We start from the raw sequence: 16,404 nt of genomic DNA on the forward strand, positions 1-16,404 counted from the left end.
CACACTTTCCCGCCGGAAAGCCGCCATGGAACGGTCGCGGCCGTTTCATGGCGATCCATCCTGTCGCATGGGGTGTGTAGCATCGGCGGCGGCGCGCTGGATTGAACGTTCTTGAGGCGGATCGGACGATTTTGGCCTGTTGTCGGCGTCGGGATCACGCGTCCGCGCCAGCGCGGGGCAGGAGACGCAGCGGGAGACGGCGTGATCGCGCTTCCACGCGGCGGGCGTCGTGCCGACCACCTTGCGGAAAATGCGCGTCAGATGCGCCTGATCCGCGAAGCCCGCCACCGCCGCGACGTCGGGCAGGGAGGCGTCGCGATCCGCCAGCAGCGCCTTCACCCGGTCGATCCGCGCCTTCATCTGCCATTGATGCGGCGGCAGGCCGGTCGATGCCTTGAACGCATGGCTGAAATAGGATTGCGAGAGCCCGGTGAGCTCCGCCAGTTCCTCAAGCCGGATGCGGCGCAGGCAGTTGTCCTCGATATAGGCGATGGCGCGGCGCAGTTGCCAGTGCGGCAGCCGGCTGCGCCGGCGCGGCTCCTTCTTCTCCACCTGAAGCGCGGCCGTGAGCAGCGCGTTGATCAGGCCGTCGCCGTAAAGGTCGTCGAGGCTGCTCGGCCGCACGCATTCCTCGGCGATCAGGCGGGCGAGCCGCACCACCCGGTCGTCGGCGAACATCAGGCGCGGCGTGTCGAGACATCCGCCGCCGGCCTTCTCGCCCATCCGCATGTCGAGCGTGCGCCGGTCGAAATGAAGGTCGAGATGCTTCAGGTGACGCAACGGCTGGGTGCGGGACCAGATACGCACATCCGCCGGAACGTAGCAGACGGGATTGCCGCCGACGCTCGTCGTGCGCCGCGCCGCGCCATGGGCGGATTCCACGATGTCAATGCCCGCATCCGGCATGTCGGCGCCGGCCGCCTGCTCCAGCACGATGAACAGGCGGGGATCGGGCGACACATATTCGCCCTTCGCGCCGCGCGGGCAGGCGACCTCCCATACATCCGCGACGACGCCGCTCCACGAACGCCATTTCAGAGGAGCGACGACATCGACCCCATCATGAAAGCTTTGCATCCGGGGGCGGAAAGACATTCGAAGGATCCGTTCCGATGATTGATATTCTACTTAGAATAAATAAATACAATTGCAGCATATCTGCTTTGTCGATCTTCTATTATCATGGGGTATCGTAATTTAAAACACCCGTTATTTCTTAATTGTAACAATTAAAAATAATATATCGCGCGGGGATGAGGTTGTTGCCGGAGGCGCCGCCGCCGTGAAGATATGTCCGGACGAAAATATCCGTTTTGCGCCCGGAATGTTCTTGTTTCTTTTCTTGGGCCGGCGGCTTCCGGCCCGGTCGCATCCGGCGCGATCGGTTCCGGCCCATTCGGTTCCGGCTCATGAACGAAAAAAACGCCGCGCCACCATCGTGCTGCTCGGGCACGACCGGTTGCGCGGCGTCATGTCAGTGTCTGTCCGGGCGCCGTGGCCGGCGCCGGTTCAGGTGTCGCCCGGCGCGGGACGCGTGTCCCGGATCCGCCCGGCGCGGGAGGCCGGCGTCAGCCGACCCGGCCGAGGCGGTGGTAGAGATTGGAGTACTTGGACGATTCGGGCTTGTCCCCGATTTCCTTCAGGTAATGCGCGATCGCGGTCCGAATCAGATCGAAATCTTCCTGCGAGAAAACGGCGCGCGAACGGTGGGGCTGCTGAATGGGATTCAGCGTGTCTTCCTGATGCTCTTCATTCTGGTGCCCGGACATTATGCTTTCTCCTGACTGGAATCGGGTGGGCGAGGGGCCGCCCATCTGCATGGTCCCAAGAAATTCGCCGCGTGTCACGCGGCGAACCGGTTCAGCGCCGCATCACGCGGCAAACTGGTTCATCGTGTTGTCCTTGCCACCGGCCTTCAGCGCGGCCTCGCCGGAGAAGTATTCCTTGTGGTCGTCGCCGATGTCGGAGCCGGCCATGTTCTGGTGCTTGACGCAGGCGATGCCTTCGCGGATCTCCTTGCGCTGGACGTTCGCCACGTAGCCGAGCATGCCCTGCTCGCCGAAGTATTCCTTCGCCAGATTGTCGGTCGACAACGCGGCGGTGTGGTAGGTCGGCAGCGTGATGAGGTGATGGAAGATGCCGGCGCGCAGCGAGGCGTCGCGCTGGAACGTCCTGATCCTCTCATCGGCCTCGGCCGCAAGGGCGGTATCGTCGTAGTCCGCGCTCATCAGCTTCGCGCGGTCGTAAGCCGAGACGTCCTTGCCTTCCTTCTGCCAGTTGTCGAACACCTGCTGGCGGAAGTTCAGCGTCCAGTTGAACGACGGCGAGTTGTTGTAAACCAGCTTCGCGTTGGGGATGACCTCGCGAATCCGGTCCACCATGCCCGCGATCTGCTCGACGTGCGGCTTCTCGGTCTCGATCCAGAGCAGGTCGGCGCCGTTCCGGAGCGCGTTGATGCAGTCGAGCACGCAACGGTCCGTGCCGGTTCCCTCGCGGAACTGGAAGAGGTTCGAGCGCAGGCGCTTGGGGCGGAACACCTTGTTGCCGCGCGTGATCAGCACTTCGCCGTTGAGGTGCTGGCCTTCCGCAACCTCCTCCACGTCCAGGAAGGAGTTGTACCTGTCGCCGATGTCGCCCTCGGCCGCGCTGAAGGCGATCTGCTTGGTGAGGCCCGCGCCGAGCGAGTCGGTGCGCGCGACGATGATGCCGTCCTCGACGCCGAGTTCAAGGAACGCGAAGCGCAGCGCCCGGATCTTGGCCACGAACTCCTCGTGCGGCACCGTCACCTTGCCGTCCTGATGCCCGCACTGCTTCTCGTCCGAGACCTGATTCTCGATTTGCAGCGCGCAGGCGCCCGCCTCGATCATCTTCTTCGCGAGCAGATAGGTCGCCTCGGCGTTGCCGAAGCCCGCGTCGATATCCGCGATGACCGGCACGACGTGGGTCTGGTGGTTGTCGACCGCCGCGATCAGTTCGCGCTCGCGGGCCGTGTTGCCGGCGTCGCGGGCCGCGTCGATCTCGCGGAAGATCAGCCCGAGCTCGCGCGCGTCGGCCTGACGCAGGAAGGTGTACAGCTCCTCGATCAGCGCCGGCACGCTGGTCTTCTCGTGCATGGACTGGTCGGGCAGCGGGCCGAACTGGGACCGCAGCGCCGCCACCATCCAGCCCGACAGGTACAGGTAGCGCCGTTCGGTGGTGCCGAAATGCTTCTTGATGGCGATCAGCTTCTGCTGGCCGATGAAGCCGTGCCAACAGCCGAGCGACTGCGTGTATTGCGCCGGGTCGTTGTCGTAGGCCGCCATGTCCCGGCGCATGATCGCCGCCGTGTAGCGGGCGATGTCGAGCCCCGTCTGGAAGCGGTTTTGCAGGCGCACGCGCGCCACGGCCTCAGGCGTCACGCCCGTCCAGTTCTCGTTGGAGCGGATCAGCTTCGCGGCGTCGTCGATGTAGCTCTGGTATGACATTTTTCCCTACCAACATTCCGATTAGTTGCGGCTGAAATGATCTTTACAGCGTCCAGGCCGCGGTGCCGAGAGGGCTTCGTGTCAGGTTGTCAAACTTTACAAAATGCGATTGTAATGTTGTAAGGATTGTCCGGGAATGCTATGAGAAAGCCATGGAAAAGCATGGCGTCTATCTGGGGCCCCGTCTGCGCCGTCTGCGCCGCGATCTCGGGCTCACGCAGGCCAACATGGCGGCGGATCTCGATATTTCGCCGTCCTACATCGCGCTCATGGAGCGCAACCAGCGGCCGGTCACGGCGGAAACGCTGCTGCGTCTGGCGAAGGCGTACAAGGTCGATTTCTCCGATTTCGGCGACGAGACGGGGCCGGATCTGATCGCCCGCCTTCAGGCGGTGATGCGCGATCCGATTCTGGCGGATCTCGATCTGCCGCAGATGGAAATCGCCGATCTCGTGCACAGTTTTCCCGGCGTGGCGGAGGCGATGCTGCGGCTGCACACCGCCTACAAGGAAGAGCAGTTCGCGCTGGCCGACCGCCGGCAGGAGGGGCCGGGCGAGAGCATCGGCGCGTCGGGCGATCCGGTGGCGGCGGTGCGCAGCTTCCTGGCGGCCCGGCGCAACTGCTTTCCCATTCTCGACGCCGCGGCCGAGAGGCTGTCGGCGAAGATCGCCGAGGCGGGCGGGCTTGCGGGCTTCTTCCGGGAGCGGCACGGCCTGCGCGTGCGGCGCATGCCGCCGGAGGTGATGACGGGCTCGCTCCGGCGTCTCGACTGGCACCGGAAGGATGTCCTGCTCGACGATACGCTCGATGCCGCAAGCCAGAATTTCCAGCTTGCCCAGCAGCTTGCCTATCTCGAATTCGATCAGGAACTGCGCGAGGCGACGCAGGAGGGCCATTTCGAGACCGACAACGCGCAGCGTCTGGCGCATCGCGCGCTGGCTGCCTATTGCGCGGCCGCCATCGTCATGCCCTATGCGGCCTTCGCCAGGGCCGTCGAGAACCGCCGCTACGACATCGAGGCCATCGCGCGCCAGTTCGGCACCAGCTTCGAGCAGACGGCGCATCGGCTCACCACGCTGCAAAAGCCGGGCCACGAGCGCGTGCCGTTCTTCTTCATCCGCGTGGACGCCGCCGGCAACGTGTCCAAGCGGCTGAACAGCGGTACCTTTCCCTTCGCGCGCCATGGCGGCGGCTGCCCGCTGTGGAGCGTGCACCAGGCGTTCACCATGCCGCGCCGCCTCATCACGCAATGGCTCGAACTGCCGGACGGCCAGCGCTTCTTCTCGATCGCGCGCACGGTGAGTTCCGGCGGCGGCGGCTATGGCGTGCCGACCGTGGAACGCGCCATCGCGCTGGTGTGCGAGGCCCAGCATGCCGAACGGCTGGTGTACAGCCGCAGCCACCCGCAGCCGGTGACGCCGACGCCGATCGGGATCACCTGCCGGCTGTGTCACCGCACCTCCTGCACGTCGCGTTCGGAACCGCCCATCGGCCGCCAGATCCTGCCGGACGATTATCGCCGCACCGACGCGCCGTTCGGTTTCTCCGATACGTAAGGCGGGTTGCGGCGTCCGCTTTGGAAGGGGATCGCTCGCGATCGCCCCCGGCAACGGTGGCATTTTGTTCCGGGATGGTTTAGACGGGAAGCGAGCCGAGCGATTGGCGTTTTACCTTGCAAGATTCCCGGAAGGCTTTCCTTGGCAGACGATCAGGCAGACGAGAACAACAACCCCGGTCCGGGTGCCCCGGAAGGCGACATCAAGCCGGTCTCGATCATCGACGAGATGAAGCGCAGCTATCTCGACTACGCCATGAGCGTGATCGTCAGCCGCGCGCTCCCGGACCTGCGCGACGGGCTCAAGCCCGTGCACCGGCGCATCCTCTATTCGATGCACGAGAACGGCTACACGCCGGACAGGAAATACGTCAAATCGGCGCGCATCGTCGGCGATGTCATGGGTCAGTATCACCCGCACGGCGACGCCTCGATCTACGACGCGCTGGTGCGCATGGCGCAGGGCTTTTCCATGCGTCTGCCGCTCGTGGACGGGCAGGGCAACTTCGGCTCGGTCGACGGCGATCCGCCTGCGGCCATGCGCTACACCGAATCGCGCCTCGCGAAGCCGGCGATGGCGCTGCTGGAGGATATCGACAAGGATACCGTCGACTTCCGCCCCAACTACGACGAATCGAAGGATGAGCCCGCCGTCCTGCCGGCCCGCTTTCCGAACCTGCTCGTCAACGGCGCCGGCGGCATCGCGGTCGGCATGGCCACCAACATCCCGCCGCACAATCTGGGCGAGGTGGTGGACGCCTGCGTGGCCTACATCGCCGATCCGGCGATCACGCTGGAGCAGCTCATCGAGATCGTGCCGGGGCCGGACTTTCCCACCGGCGCGTCCATTCTCGGCCGCTCCGGCATCCGCGCCGCCTATGCGACGGGGCGCGGCTCCATCGTGCTGCGGGCGAAAAGCCGCATCGAGGAAATCCGCAAGGACCGCGAGGCGATCATCTTCACCGAAATTCCCTATCAGGTGAACAAGGCGGCGCTGGTCGAGCGCATCGGGGAACTGGTGCGCGAGAAGAAGATCGAGGGCATCGCCGAACTGCGCGACGAATCGGACCGCGAGGGCATGCGCATCGTTGTGGAGCTGAAGCGCGACGCGGTGGGCGACGTGGTGCTGAACCAGCTCTACCGCTTCACGGCGCTGCAATCGAGCTTCGGCGCCAACATGGTGGCGCTCAATGGCGGCCGGCCGGAGCAGTTGCGGCTGCGCGACATGATCGCCGCCTTCGTCGATTTCCGCGAGGAGGTGGTGGCGCGGCGCACGCGCTTCCTGCTCAGAAAAGCGCGCGACCGGGCGCATGTGCTGGTGGGGCTCGCGATCGCGGTCGCCAACATCGACGAGGTGATCCGCCTCATCCGCACCGCGCCCGATCCCAACGCCGCGCGCGAGGCGCTGATGGCGCGCGACTGGCCGGCGCGGGACGTGGAGGCGCTCGTGGCGCTGATCGCCGATCCGCGCCACGTCGTGCAGGCGGACGGCACCTACCGGCTGTCGGAGACGCAGGCGCGCGCCATTCTCGACCTGCGCCTGCAACGCCTCACCGCGCTGGGGCGGGACGAAATCTCGGACGAACTGAACAAGCTCGCGGCCGAGATCGAGGATTATCTCGATATCCTGCATTCGCGCGCGCGCATCCAGGGCATCGTGCGCGACGAACTGATCGCGGTGCGCGACGCCTTCGCCACGCCCCGGCGCACCGAGATTCTGGACTGGGATTCCGATGTCGACGACGAGGACCTGATCCAGCGCGAGGACATGGTGGTGACGGTGTCGCACGCCGGCTACATCAAGCGCGTGCCGCTTTCCACCTACCGGGCGCAGCGGCGCGGCGGCAAGGGGCGCGCGGCGATGCAGACGCGGGACGAGGATTTCGTCACGCGCCTCTTCGTCGCCAACACGCACACGCCGGTGCTGTTCTTCTCATCGCGCGGGCAGGTCTACAAGGAAAAGGTGTGGCGTCTGCCGCTCGCCGCGCCGAACGCGCGCGGCAAGGCGCTCGTCAACATCCTGCCGCTTTCGGCGGGCGAGCGCATCACCACCATCATGCCGCTGCCGGAGGACGAGGCGGGCTGGGCGGCGCTCGACGTCATGTTCGCGACGGCCTCGGGCAACGTGCGCCGCAACAAGCTCTCCGACTTCGCGCAGGTGAACCGCGCCGGCAAGATCGCCATGAAGCTCGACGAGGGCGACCAGATCGTCGACGTGCAGATCGGCACCGAGGCCGACGACGTGCTGCTGACCACGGCCCTCGGGCAGGCCATCCGCTTCGCGGTGTCGGAGGTGCGCGTGTTCAAGGGCCGTGACTCCACCGGCGTGCGCGGCATTGCGCTCGCTGCGGGCGATCGGGTGATCTCGATGTCCATCCTGCGCCATGTCGAGGCGGGCGCGGAGGAGCGGGTGGCTTATCTGCGGCTTGCCAATGCGGCGCGGCGCGCGGTTTCCGGCGAGACGGACGAAGGCGCGGAGAGCGAGGACGGCGCGCAGGAAGACGCAGCGCAGGAAGACGCAGCGCAGGAAGACGCAGCGCAGGAAGACGGGGGGATCGAGGCGCGCGCGCTGGAAACCGCGCCCGAACAGGAGATCGTGCTCGGGCAGGAGCGCTACGCGGCGCTCGGCGCGGCGGAGCAGTTCGTGCTCACCCTCTCCGAAAACGGCTACGGCAAGCGCACGTCCGCCTATGAGTACCGGACGACCGGGCGCGGCGGCAAGGGCATCGTCGCCATGGCGGTGAACGGCCGCAACGGCCCGCTGGTGGCCTCCTTCCCGGTGGAAATCTCGGACCAGATCATGCTCGTCACCGATGGCGGGCAGCTCATCCGCGTGCCGGTCGAGGGCATCCGGCTCACCGGCCGGTCGGCGCAGGGCGTCATCGTGTTCAACACCTCGGCGGATGAGCGCGTGGTGTCCGTCGAGCGCGTTTCGGACGATGGCGAGGGTGAAGGCGAAGGCGAGGGGGAGGGCTGATATGGCGCGTGTGGCGATCTATGCGGGTTCGTTCGATCCGGTGACGGGCGGCCATATCGATGTGGTGCGCGGCGCGGTGCTGCTGGCGGACAGGCTGGTCGTCGCCATCGGCGTCCATCCCGGCAAGACGCCGCTGTTCACCGCGCAGGAACGCGCGGTCATGCTGCATGAGGAATGCGCGCCGCTCGCGGCGGCGGCGGGCGTCGATTTCGACGTGATCACCTTCGACGATCTGGTGGCGTCGGCCGCCCGGCGTCTGGGGGCCTCGCTGCTGATCCGCGGCATCCGCGACGGCACCGATCTCGACTACGAGATGCAGATGGCCGGCATGAACGGCGCTCTGGCGCCGGATGTGCAGACGGTTTTCCTGCCGGCGTCGCCCGCCACCCGCCATATCACCGCGACGCTCGTGCGCCAGATCGCGAAGATGGGCGGCGATGTTTCGCAGTTCGTGCCCGAGCGCGTGGCGCGGCGTCTGCGGGAAAGAGCTCAGGCCGGCTGAGGCGCGGACCTTCGCCGGTGGCGGGTGCGCTGGAGCACGTCATGCCCGGCCGGTCTGCGAATCTTGCCGCGGATCATGTTTTTGCCCTCCCGCCGCGTGGTAGCTTGCGGGCCGGTGCTTTCCCGCGCCGATGATGGGCGGTCTGTGAAACGAGGGGCGATATGGGCGGTCTGGCGGGCAGATGGCTGACGGCGGGTGTTGCGCTCGTTATGGCCGGGGGCGTTTACTTCGGCTGGCGGGAGCTTCAGCCGGATGCGCTGCCGGAGGGCATAGCCAGCGGCAACGGCCGCATCGAGGCGACGGAGATCGACGTCGCGACCAAGGCGGCCGGCCGCATCAGGGAAGTTCTCGTTCAGGAAGGCGATTTCGTGGCCGCCGGCCAGATTCTCGCGCGGATGGACACCGACCAGTTGCAGGCCGAAAGGCGTCAGGCCGAGGCGCAGCTCAAGCAGGCGGCCATCGCCGTCGAAACCGCGAAGAACCAGGTGGCGCAGCGCCGGGCCGAGCAGGCCGCGGCCGTCGCCGTCGTCGCCCAGCGCGAGGCGGAGCGCGACGCCGCCGACAAGAAGCTCGCGCGCTCGGAACAGCTCATTCTCCGGGACAACGTGTCCCAGCAGGTGCTTGACGACGACCGCGCCCGCGCGCTGGGCGCCAGGGCCGCGCAGGAAGCGGCGAAGGCGCAGCTTGCGGCGGCCGAGGCCGCCATCTCCGCCGCCGAATCGCAGGTAGTGGGCGCGGAGGCGGCCGTCGACGCGGCGCATGCGACCATCGAGCGGATCGATGCGGATATCGCCGACAGCATTCTCACCTCGCCGCGCGACGGGCGCGTGCAGTTTCTCGTCTCCCGGCCCGGCGAGGTGCTCGCGGGCGGCGGGCGGGTGCTCAATCTCGTGGATCTCAGCGATGTCTACATGACCTTCTTCTTGCCCACCGATCAGGCGGGCAGGCTCGCGCTCGGCGCCGATGCGCGCATCGTGCTGGATGCGGTGCCGCAATACGTGCTGCCGGCGAAAATCTCCTTCGTGGCGGATGTCGCCCAGTTCACGCCCAAGACGGTGGAGACGGCCATCGAGCGGGAAAAGCTGATGTTCCGCGTGCGGGCGCAGATTCCGCCGGCGCTTTTGCGCAAGTACATCGAGCACGTCAAGACGGGGCTGCCGGGCGTCGCCTACGTCAGGCTCGCCGCCGATGCGCAGTGGCCGGCGCCGCTGCAAGAGACGGTAAGCCCCTGATGACGGGTGTTCCGCCGCCTGCCGCGCCCGCTATCGCCGCGCTGAAGGACGTCGGGCTGCGCTACGGCCGCACCCTGGCGCTGGAGAGCGTCACGCTCGACATTCCGGCGGGCGTCATGGTGGGGCTGATCGGACCCGACGGCGTCGGCAAGTCGAGCCTGCTGTCGCTCGTCGCCGGGGCGCGGGAGATCCAGCGCGGGCGCGTCGAGGTGCTGGGCGGCGACATGGCCGATGCGCGCCATCGCAACCGCGTCTGCCCCGGCATCGCCTACATGCCGCAGGGCCTCGGCAAGAATCTGTATCCCAGCCTGTCCGTCTTCGAGAACGTGGATTTCTTCGGCCGGCTGTTCGGGCACGACCGGCGGGAGCGGGAGGAGCGCATCGCGCGGCTGCTTGCGCGCACGGGCCTCGCGTCCTTCCGCGACCGTCCCGCCGGCAAGCTGTCCGGCGGCATGAAGCAGAAGCTCGGCCTGTGCTGCGCGCTCATCCACGATCCCGACCTGCTTATTCTCGATGAGCCGACGACCGGCGTCGATCCGCTGTCGCGCCGGCAGTTCTGGGATCTGATCGACGATATCCGCCGCGAGCGTCCGGGCATGAGCGTGATCGTCGCTACCGCCTATATGGAGGAAGCGGCGCGCTTCGACTGGCTCGTGGCCATGGACGACGGCCGGGTGCTCGCCACCGGCGCGCCGGCGGAGCTGCTGGCGCGCACGGGCGCGGCGACGCTCGACGACGCCTTCATCGCGCTGCTGCCGGAGGAGATGCGCGCGGCCCACCGCGAGGTCGTGATACGCCCGCGCGAGCACCGCCCCGGAGAGACGCTCGCCATCGAGGCGCGGGGGCTGACCATGCGATTCGGCGATTTTACCGCCGTCGATCATGTGAGCTTCGAGATTCCGCGCGGCGAGATCTTCGGCTTCCTCGGCTCCAACGGCTGCGGCAAGACCACGACCATGAAGATGCTCACCGGCCTGCTGCCGGCGACGGAGGGCACGGCGAAACTTTTCGGGCAGGTGGTCGACCCGCATGACATGGAGGTGCGCAAGCGCGTCGGCTACATGAGCCAGGCGTTCTCGCTCTACGCGGAACTGACCGTGCGCCAGAACCTCGACCTGCATGCCCGCCTGTTCCGTCTGCCGCCGGAGACCGTTTCCGCCCGTATCGACGAGATGGCGCGTCGCTTCGATCTGGCGGACGTCATGGACGCGCTGCCCGACGCCCTGCCGCTCGGCATCCGGCAGCGGCTGTCGCTGGCGGTGGCGCTCATCCACGGGCCGGAAATCCTCATTCTGGACGAGCCGACCTCCGGCGTCGATCCGGTGGCGCGCGACGCGCTCTGGCAGGAACTGATCGACCTGTCGCGCAACGACAACGTGACGATCTTCATATCGACCCATTTCATGAACGAGGCGGAGCGCTGCGACCGCATCTCGCTCATGCATGCGGGCAAGGTGCTCGTCAGCGACACGCCCGCCGCCATCGTCGCGCAGCGGGGAACCGCGACGCTGGAGGACGCCTTCGTCGCCTATCTGGAAGACGCGGGCGCGGGCGCGGAGCTTGCCGCCCCCGCCACGGCCGATGAGCCCGCGCCCGTGGAGGCGCTGCGGCAGGCAAATGGCGGGCAGGCGGCGTCCGCATCGCGCATTTTCGATTTCCGGCGCATGTTCAGCTACGCGCGTCTCGAGGGGCTGGAGTTGCGGCGCGATCCGATCCGCGCCACGCTGGCGCTCGTCGGCAGCGTCCTGCTGATGTTCATCATCGGCTACGGCATCAGCATGGACGTGGAGGACCTCACCTTCGCCGTTCTCGATCACGACCAGACGACGCTCAGCCGCAGCTACAGCCTCGATATCGCCGGTTCCCGCTACTTTATCGAGCGCCCGCCGATTCGCGATTACGCCGACCTCGACCGGCGCATGCGCGCGGGCGAGCTGGCGCTCGCCATCGAGATTCCGCCCGGCTTCGGCCGCGACGTGATGCGGGGCGGCAATGTCGAGATCGGCGTCTGGTTCGACGGCGCGATGCCCCAGCGGGCGGAAACGGTGCGCGGCTACATTCAGGGCATGCATCAGCGCTGGTTGCAGGAGCGGGCCAGCCGCACGGCCGGCGGACAGACGGCGGGGCGCTTCGACATCGAGATACGCTATCGCTACAATCCCGATGTGGAAAGCCTGCCTGCCATCGTGCCGGCCGTCATCCCGCTGCTTCTGCTCATGATTCCCGCCATGCTGACGGCGTTGAGCGTCGTGCGCGAGAAGGAGCTGGGCTCCATCGTCAACCTTTACGTCACGCCGACGACGCGGCTCGAATTTCTGCTCGGCAAGCAAATGCCCTATGTACTTCTGGCGATGCTCAACTTCTTCCTGCTCGTCCTGCTGGCCATCTTCGTGTTCGGCGTGCCGATGAAGGGCTCGTTCGTGGCGCTGACGCTGGGGGCGTTTCTCTATGTCATTGCCGCGACGGGCATGGGCCTGCTGATTTCCAGTTTCATGAACAGCCAGATCGCCGCGATCTTCGGCACTTCGATCCTGACGCTGTTGCCGGCGGTGCAGTTCTCGGGCCTGACGGAGCCCGTCTCGTCGCTCGAAGGGGCGGGAGCGATGATCGGCAACATCTATCCGACGACGCATTTCATCGTCATCGCGCGCGGCACGTTCTCGAAAGCGCTCGGCCTTGCCGATCTTTCGGGGGCCTTCTGGCCGCTCCTCGCGGCGATCCCCATCCTCATCGGCCTCGGCGCCGTGCTGTTGAAGAAGCAGGCGCGCTGATGCGGTTCTCCAACGTCATCCAGTTCGGCATCAAGGAACTGCGCGGCCTGTCGCGCGATCCGGTGTTGATGGTGCTGATCGTCTACGCGTTCACGCTGGCGATCTACACCGCCGCGACGGCCATGCCGGAGACGCTGAACAGGGCGCCGATCGCCATCGTCGACGAGGACCGCTCGCCGCTGTCGACACGCATCGTCAGCGCCTTCTATCCGCCGTTGTTCTCCCGGCCGGAGCTGATCACGCAGGCGGAGATGGACCGGCGCATGGATGCCGGCAGCGACACCTTCGCCCTCAACATTCCGCCGAACTTCCAGCGCGATCTGCTGGCGGGCCGCAATCCCGTCATCCAGCTCAACGTCGACGCCACCCGCATGTCGCAGGCGTTTTCAGGCAGCGCCTACGTGCAGACCATCGTGACGGCGGAAGTGAACGAATTCGCCGCCCGCTACCGCACCGACGCCGGCCCGCCCGTCGATCTCGCCATGCGCGCGCGCTTCAACCCGGAGCTGAACAAGGCGTGGTTCGGCTCCGTCGTCGAGGTCATCAACAATGTCACCATGCTGTCGATCATCCTGACAGGCACGGCGCTCATCCGCGAGCGGGAGCACGGCACGGTGGAGCATCTGCTGGTGATGCCCGTCACGCCGTTCGAGATCATGTTGGGCAAGGTCTGGTCGATGGGGGTCGTGGTTCTCGCGGCCGCCGCCCTGTCGCTGACGGTCGTGGTGCAGGGCCTTCTGGCGGTGCCGATCGAAGGATCCGTCCCGCTGTTCCTCGCCGGTGCGGCGCTGCATCTCTTCGCCACCACGTCGCTCGGCATTTTCCTCGCCACGCTCGCGGGCTCCATGCCGCAATTCGGACTGCTGCTGATCCTGACGCTGCTGCCGCTCGACATCCTTTCCGGCGGCATGACTCCGCGCGAAAGCATGCCGCAAGCGGTGCAGTTCATCATGGAGGCCGCTCCGACGACTCACTTCGTTTCGCTCGCGCAGGCGATTCTCTATCGGGGCGCGACGTTCGATATCGTGTGGCCGCAGTTCCTGGCGCTGGCGCTGATCGGTTGCGTGCTGTTCAGCTTTTCGCTCGGGCGGTTTCGTAAGTCGTTGCAGTAGGCGGTTACGGCGATCCCCGGCGGGTCGGCGCACCGGGAATCGGCCGTGCCCGCGCGGCATCGGCCGGAAAGCCGGATTACAACCGCACGAGGCTTACGGAAAAACGTTTCCAGTTGTCGATGTAGTGGCGCGCGGAGGCGCGGAGGCTTTCGATGGCCGCGTCATCAAGGCTTCTGACGGCGCGGGCGGGCGCGCCGACGATCAGCGAGCCGGGCGGAAATTCCTTGCCCTCGGTGACGAGCGCCCCGGCCCCGACCAGCGAATTGTCGCCGATCCGCGCCCCGTTGAGCACGGTCGCCCCCATGCCGATGAGGCAGTTGTCGCCGATGGTGCAGCCATGGACGATGGCGGCGTGCCCGATGGTGCAGCCCTCGCCGATGGTGAGCGGCAAGCCGGTGTCCGAATGCAGCACGGCGTTATCCTGGATGTTGGTGCCGGCGCCGATCAGCATCGGTTCGTTGTCGCCGCGCAGCACGGCGCCGAACCAGATGCCGACATCCTTGCCCAGAACGACATTGCCGATGACCGCGGCCGTGGGCGCGACCCAGAACTGGCCTTCCTGCGGCAAGGTCGGCACGGCATCTCCCAAGCTGTAAACCGGCATCGGCTCTCCCCCCTCGTTCACGCGCCGCAACGAAACATGATCCCGAAAGCGGGTGCCGCTTTTCAAGAAAACCATGCGTTGGCAAGCAGATGGGTCGTCCTGGCGACCGCTGCGAAAGCGCATCCCGCTTCATTCGGCAGTTGCGCATATTTCACGGTCTTTCACAAGAGGCTCATCGGGCGGGAAGCGCCCCGGTTCCGCGCGCGGCGGCGGGAGATCAGACGGTGTGGAGAAAATAGAGCACGATGCGCCCGCACATGATGCTCCAGATGACCGCCGTTACGCACACGAATATCAGCGAACTTCCGCTTATCTGCAACATGCGGAAACCACGGTAGGCGTTCCGCAACAGAATGTACGGCGCGGAGAACACCAGCACCGGCATGCACAGGATCAGGGCGCCTCCCCGAGCGAACATGAGACCGAAGTTGGCGGGCCGACCGGTAAGATACTCGAAACAGCTGCAAATAAGACCGGCGAACGAAATTCCCAGAATGAAGGCGTGTATTGTCATATTTGACATGAGTTCCCACACCAGTTGAATGCGGGTCGACTAATACCGAGAGTCGGAAAACAACGCTGATAGTCGGTAAATTAGCCAGTGCATCGAGGTTGCAGCGTGCCCAAAATGCGCTACACTCATAGGGTGTTTAGAGAACTGAAGGTTGCATTGTCTTTCCATCACCCTATGATGGCAAGTAGGCGGTCGGACCAATCACTCCTTTCGCTTTCAGGAAAAGGCGTCGAGATCCGTGTCGAGAATCGCCATCTGGAAGCTGTAGGATTTGTCGCCGTCCTCATCGTCGACGAACAGAACGCCGATGAACTCGTCGCCGAGATAGACTTCGGCGGAATCATTTTTCCTTGGCCGACCGACGACACGAATGGCATGGTTGGCGAAGGTCTGCCGTAAATATTGTTCCACTTTACCGAGTTCTTTCTTGTCCATGATCGACTTGTCTCTTGTTGGGGTTGACATCAGGCCGATGCCTTGAAGGCGTTCAACCCTGCGATGCTCGTTTTCAGGTGTATTGCCGTGCAGCAAACCCGGTGCTTGATAGTGCGCGCCGCTCATCACCGCAACCCCGCCCGACTGACAATTCATGGGGGTTGCAGCGGAATTTCCGACTATGCCGGCCATTCGGCCGGCAGGATCTTGCCCGGAAAAGATTGCTGTGGACTTGCGCTCATCCGCCTGCCCGGAGGGCCTTCTACCACGTCATGACTGTATCGAATCAGAAAACGGATATCGTTTTCAGGATAAATTTAACCCGGAAGCCCATAATTCGGACGAATTTCTGATTCGCACCCGGTGTTTTTACACTATTTATCGGCGAGGTCATTCAGGATCTGATCCATGCTGCGGGCCGGCTCTGGGCAGCCGTCCGTCTGGACGATCTTCGCCGGAACGCCGGCGACGGTGGCGTTGGGCGGAACGGGGCGCAGCACGACGGAGCCGGCGGCGATTCGCGCGCCCGCGCCGATCTCGATATTGCCGAGTATTTTCGCGCCCGCGCCGATCAGCACGCCGCTGCGGACCTTCGGGTGCCGGTCGCCGCTTTCCTTGCCCGTGCCGCCGAGCGTGACTTCCTGCAAGATGGATACGTTGTCGTCGATCTCCGCCGTGGCGCCCACCACGAAGCCGGTGGCGTGATCGAGGAATATCCCGCGCCCGAAGCGCGCGGCGGGGTTGATGTCGGTCTGGAAAACCTCGGACGAGCGGCTCTGGAGATGCAGGGCGAAATCCTTGCGGCCCTGCTTCCATAACCAATGCGCGAGGCGGTGGGTGACGAGAGCGTGAAAACCCTTGAAATAGAGCACCGGCTCGATGATCCGCGTGCAGACGGGATCGCGGTCGATCACCGCCAGCGCGTCGGCGCGGATGGTGGTGCCGAGTTCCGGCTCGTCGGCTATCGCGGCCAGAAGGCCCTGGGTGATCAGTTCGCCCGGCAGCGTGGGATGGTTGAGACGCTGCCCGATCTTGTGGGCGAGGGCAGCCTCGAAGGAAGCATGGTTGAGGATGGCGCCGGTCATGACGCCGCCCAGATACGGCTCATGCCGGATGACCGCCTCCGCCTCCCGCCGCAGCCGGAGCCATACGGGATCGGGAAGTTCGGGAGCGATACCGGGAAGGCTACCGGTCAAGATTTGCTCGGAGATCATTGCGGGATTCCTGAAAGTCCAACA

Annotated in this window: 13 protein-coding genes; 6 read left to right on the forward strand and 7 right to left on the reverse strand. The window is 65.7% G+C overall.

Annotated features, from left to right (window positions below):
• Positions 1–45 precede the first annotated feature (45 nt).
• The 3 genes from ACOYJQ_RS11240 to ACOYJQ_RS11250 all read right to left on the reverse strand — a co-directional run bounded on the left by ACOYJQ_RS11240 (position 46) and on the right by ACOYJQ_RS11250 (position 3,464).
• The gene (locus ACOYJQ_RS11240) at positions 46–1,095 is read right to left on the reverse strand and encodes a helix-turn-helix domain-containing protein (protein ID WP_433458489.1); all 1,050 of its coding nucleotides are present in this window, start codon (positions 1,093–1,095) and stop codon (positions 46–48) included.
• Between the two features lie 473 nt (positions 1,096–1,568).
• The gene (locus ACOYJQ_RS11245; RefSeq protein WP_433458491.1) at positions 1,569–1,769 is read right to left on the reverse strand and encodes a hypothetical protein; all 201 of its coding nucleotides are present in this window, start codon (positions 1,767–1,769) and stop codon (positions 1,569–1,571) included.
• A gap of 102 nt (positions 1,770–1,871) precedes the next feature.
• Positions 1,872–3,464, reverse strand: coding sequence for an isocitrate lyase (locus ACOYJQ_RS11250; protein WP_433458493.1), 1,593 nt, complete (start codon positions 3,462–3,464; stop codon positions 1,872–1,874).
• Positions 3,465–3,616: 152 nt separating this feature from the next.
• Between ACOYJQ_RS11250 and ACOYJQ_RS11255 the strand changes: the two genes are divergently transcribed.
• From ACOYJQ_RS11255 to ACOYJQ_RS11280, 6 genes are all read left to right on the forward strand, one after another.
• Positions 3,617–5,020, forward strand: coding sequence for a helix-turn-helix domain-containing protein (locus tag ACOYJQ_RS11255; protein ID WP_433458495.1), 1,404 nt, complete (start codon positions 3,617–3,619; stop codon positions 5,018–5,020).
• A gap of 228 nt (positions 5,021–5,248) precedes the next feature.
• Positions 5,249–7,996 (forward strand): DNA gyrase subunit A, encoded by a 2,748-nt coding sequence (gyrA, locus tag ACOYJQ_RS11260; RefSeq protein WP_433458548.1) that lies wholly within the window; start codon positions 5,249–5,251, stop codon positions 7,994–7,996.
• A gap of 1 nt (position 7,997) precedes the next feature.
• A complete protein-coding gene (gene coaD / locus ACOYJQ_RS11265; RefSeq protein WP_433458497.1) occupies positions 7,998–8,498 on the forward strand; it encodes a pantetheine-phosphate adenylyltransferase in 501 nt (166 codons plus the stop codon).
• Positions 8,499–8,659: 161 nt separating this feature from the next.
• Entirely contained in the window at positions 8,660–9,730 is a 1,071-nt protein-coding gene (locus ACOYJQ_RS11270) for an HlyD family secretion protein (RefSeq protein WP_433458499.1), read from the forward strand.
• Positions 9,730–12,501, forward strand: coding sequence for a ribosome-associated ATPase/putative transporter RbbA (gene rbbA / locus ACOYJQ_RS11275; RefSeq protein WP_433458501.1), 2,772 nt, complete (start codon positions 9,730–9,732; stop codon positions 12,499–12,501). The genes ACOYJQ_RS11270 and rbbA overlap by 1 nt, the downstream gene beginning before the upstream one ends.
• On the forward strand, positions 12,501–13,613 hold the full coding sequence (locus ACOYJQ_RS11280) for an ABC transporter permease (RefSeq protein WP_433458503.1): 1,113 nt from the start codon (positions 12,501–12,503) through the stop codon (positions 13,611–13,613). The genes rbbA and ACOYJQ_RS11280 overlap by 1 nt, the downstream gene beginning before the upstream one ends.
• Before the next feature lie 76 nt (positions 13,614–13,689).
• On the opposite strand, the gene ACOYJQ_RS11285 is transcribed toward ACOYJQ_RS11280, so the two are convergent.
• The 4 genes from ACOYJQ_RS11285 to cysE form a co-directional block, all read right to left on the reverse strand.
• On the reverse strand, positions 13,690–14,217 hold the full coding sequence (locus ACOYJQ_RS11285; RefSeq protein WP_433458505.1) for a gamma carbonic anhydrase family protein: 528 nt from the start codon (positions 14,215–14,217) through the stop codon (positions 13,690–13,692).
• 217 nt (positions 14,218–14,434) lie between these two features.
• Positions 14,435–14,740, reverse strand: a complete 306-nt coding sequence (locus ACOYJQ_RS11290; protein WP_433458549.1) for a DUF6949 family protein — start codon at positions 14,738–14,740, stop codon at positions 14,435–14,437.
• A 207-nt stretch (positions 14,741–14,947) separates the two neighbouring features.
• Positions 14,948–15,166 (reverse strand): DUF3126 family protein, encoded by a 219-nt coding sequence (locus ACOYJQ_RS11295; protein ID WP_433458551.1) that lies wholly within the window; start codon positions 15,164–15,166, stop codon positions 14,948–14,950.
• 374 nt (positions 15,167–15,540) lie between these two features.
• Positions 15,541–16,362, reverse strand: a complete 822-nt coding sequence (gene cysE / locus ACOYJQ_RS11300) for a serine O-acetyltransferase (RefSeq protein WP_433458507.1) — start codon at positions 16,360–16,362, stop codon at positions 15,541–15,543.
• Positions 16,363–16,404: the final 42 nt, after the last annotated feature.

It is taken from the genome of Pseudochelatococcus sp. (assembly GCF_050946405.1).
Classification (GTDB): domain Bacteria; phylum Pseudomonadota; class Alphaproteobacteria; order Rhizobiales; family Beijerinckiaceae; genus Pseudochelatococcus.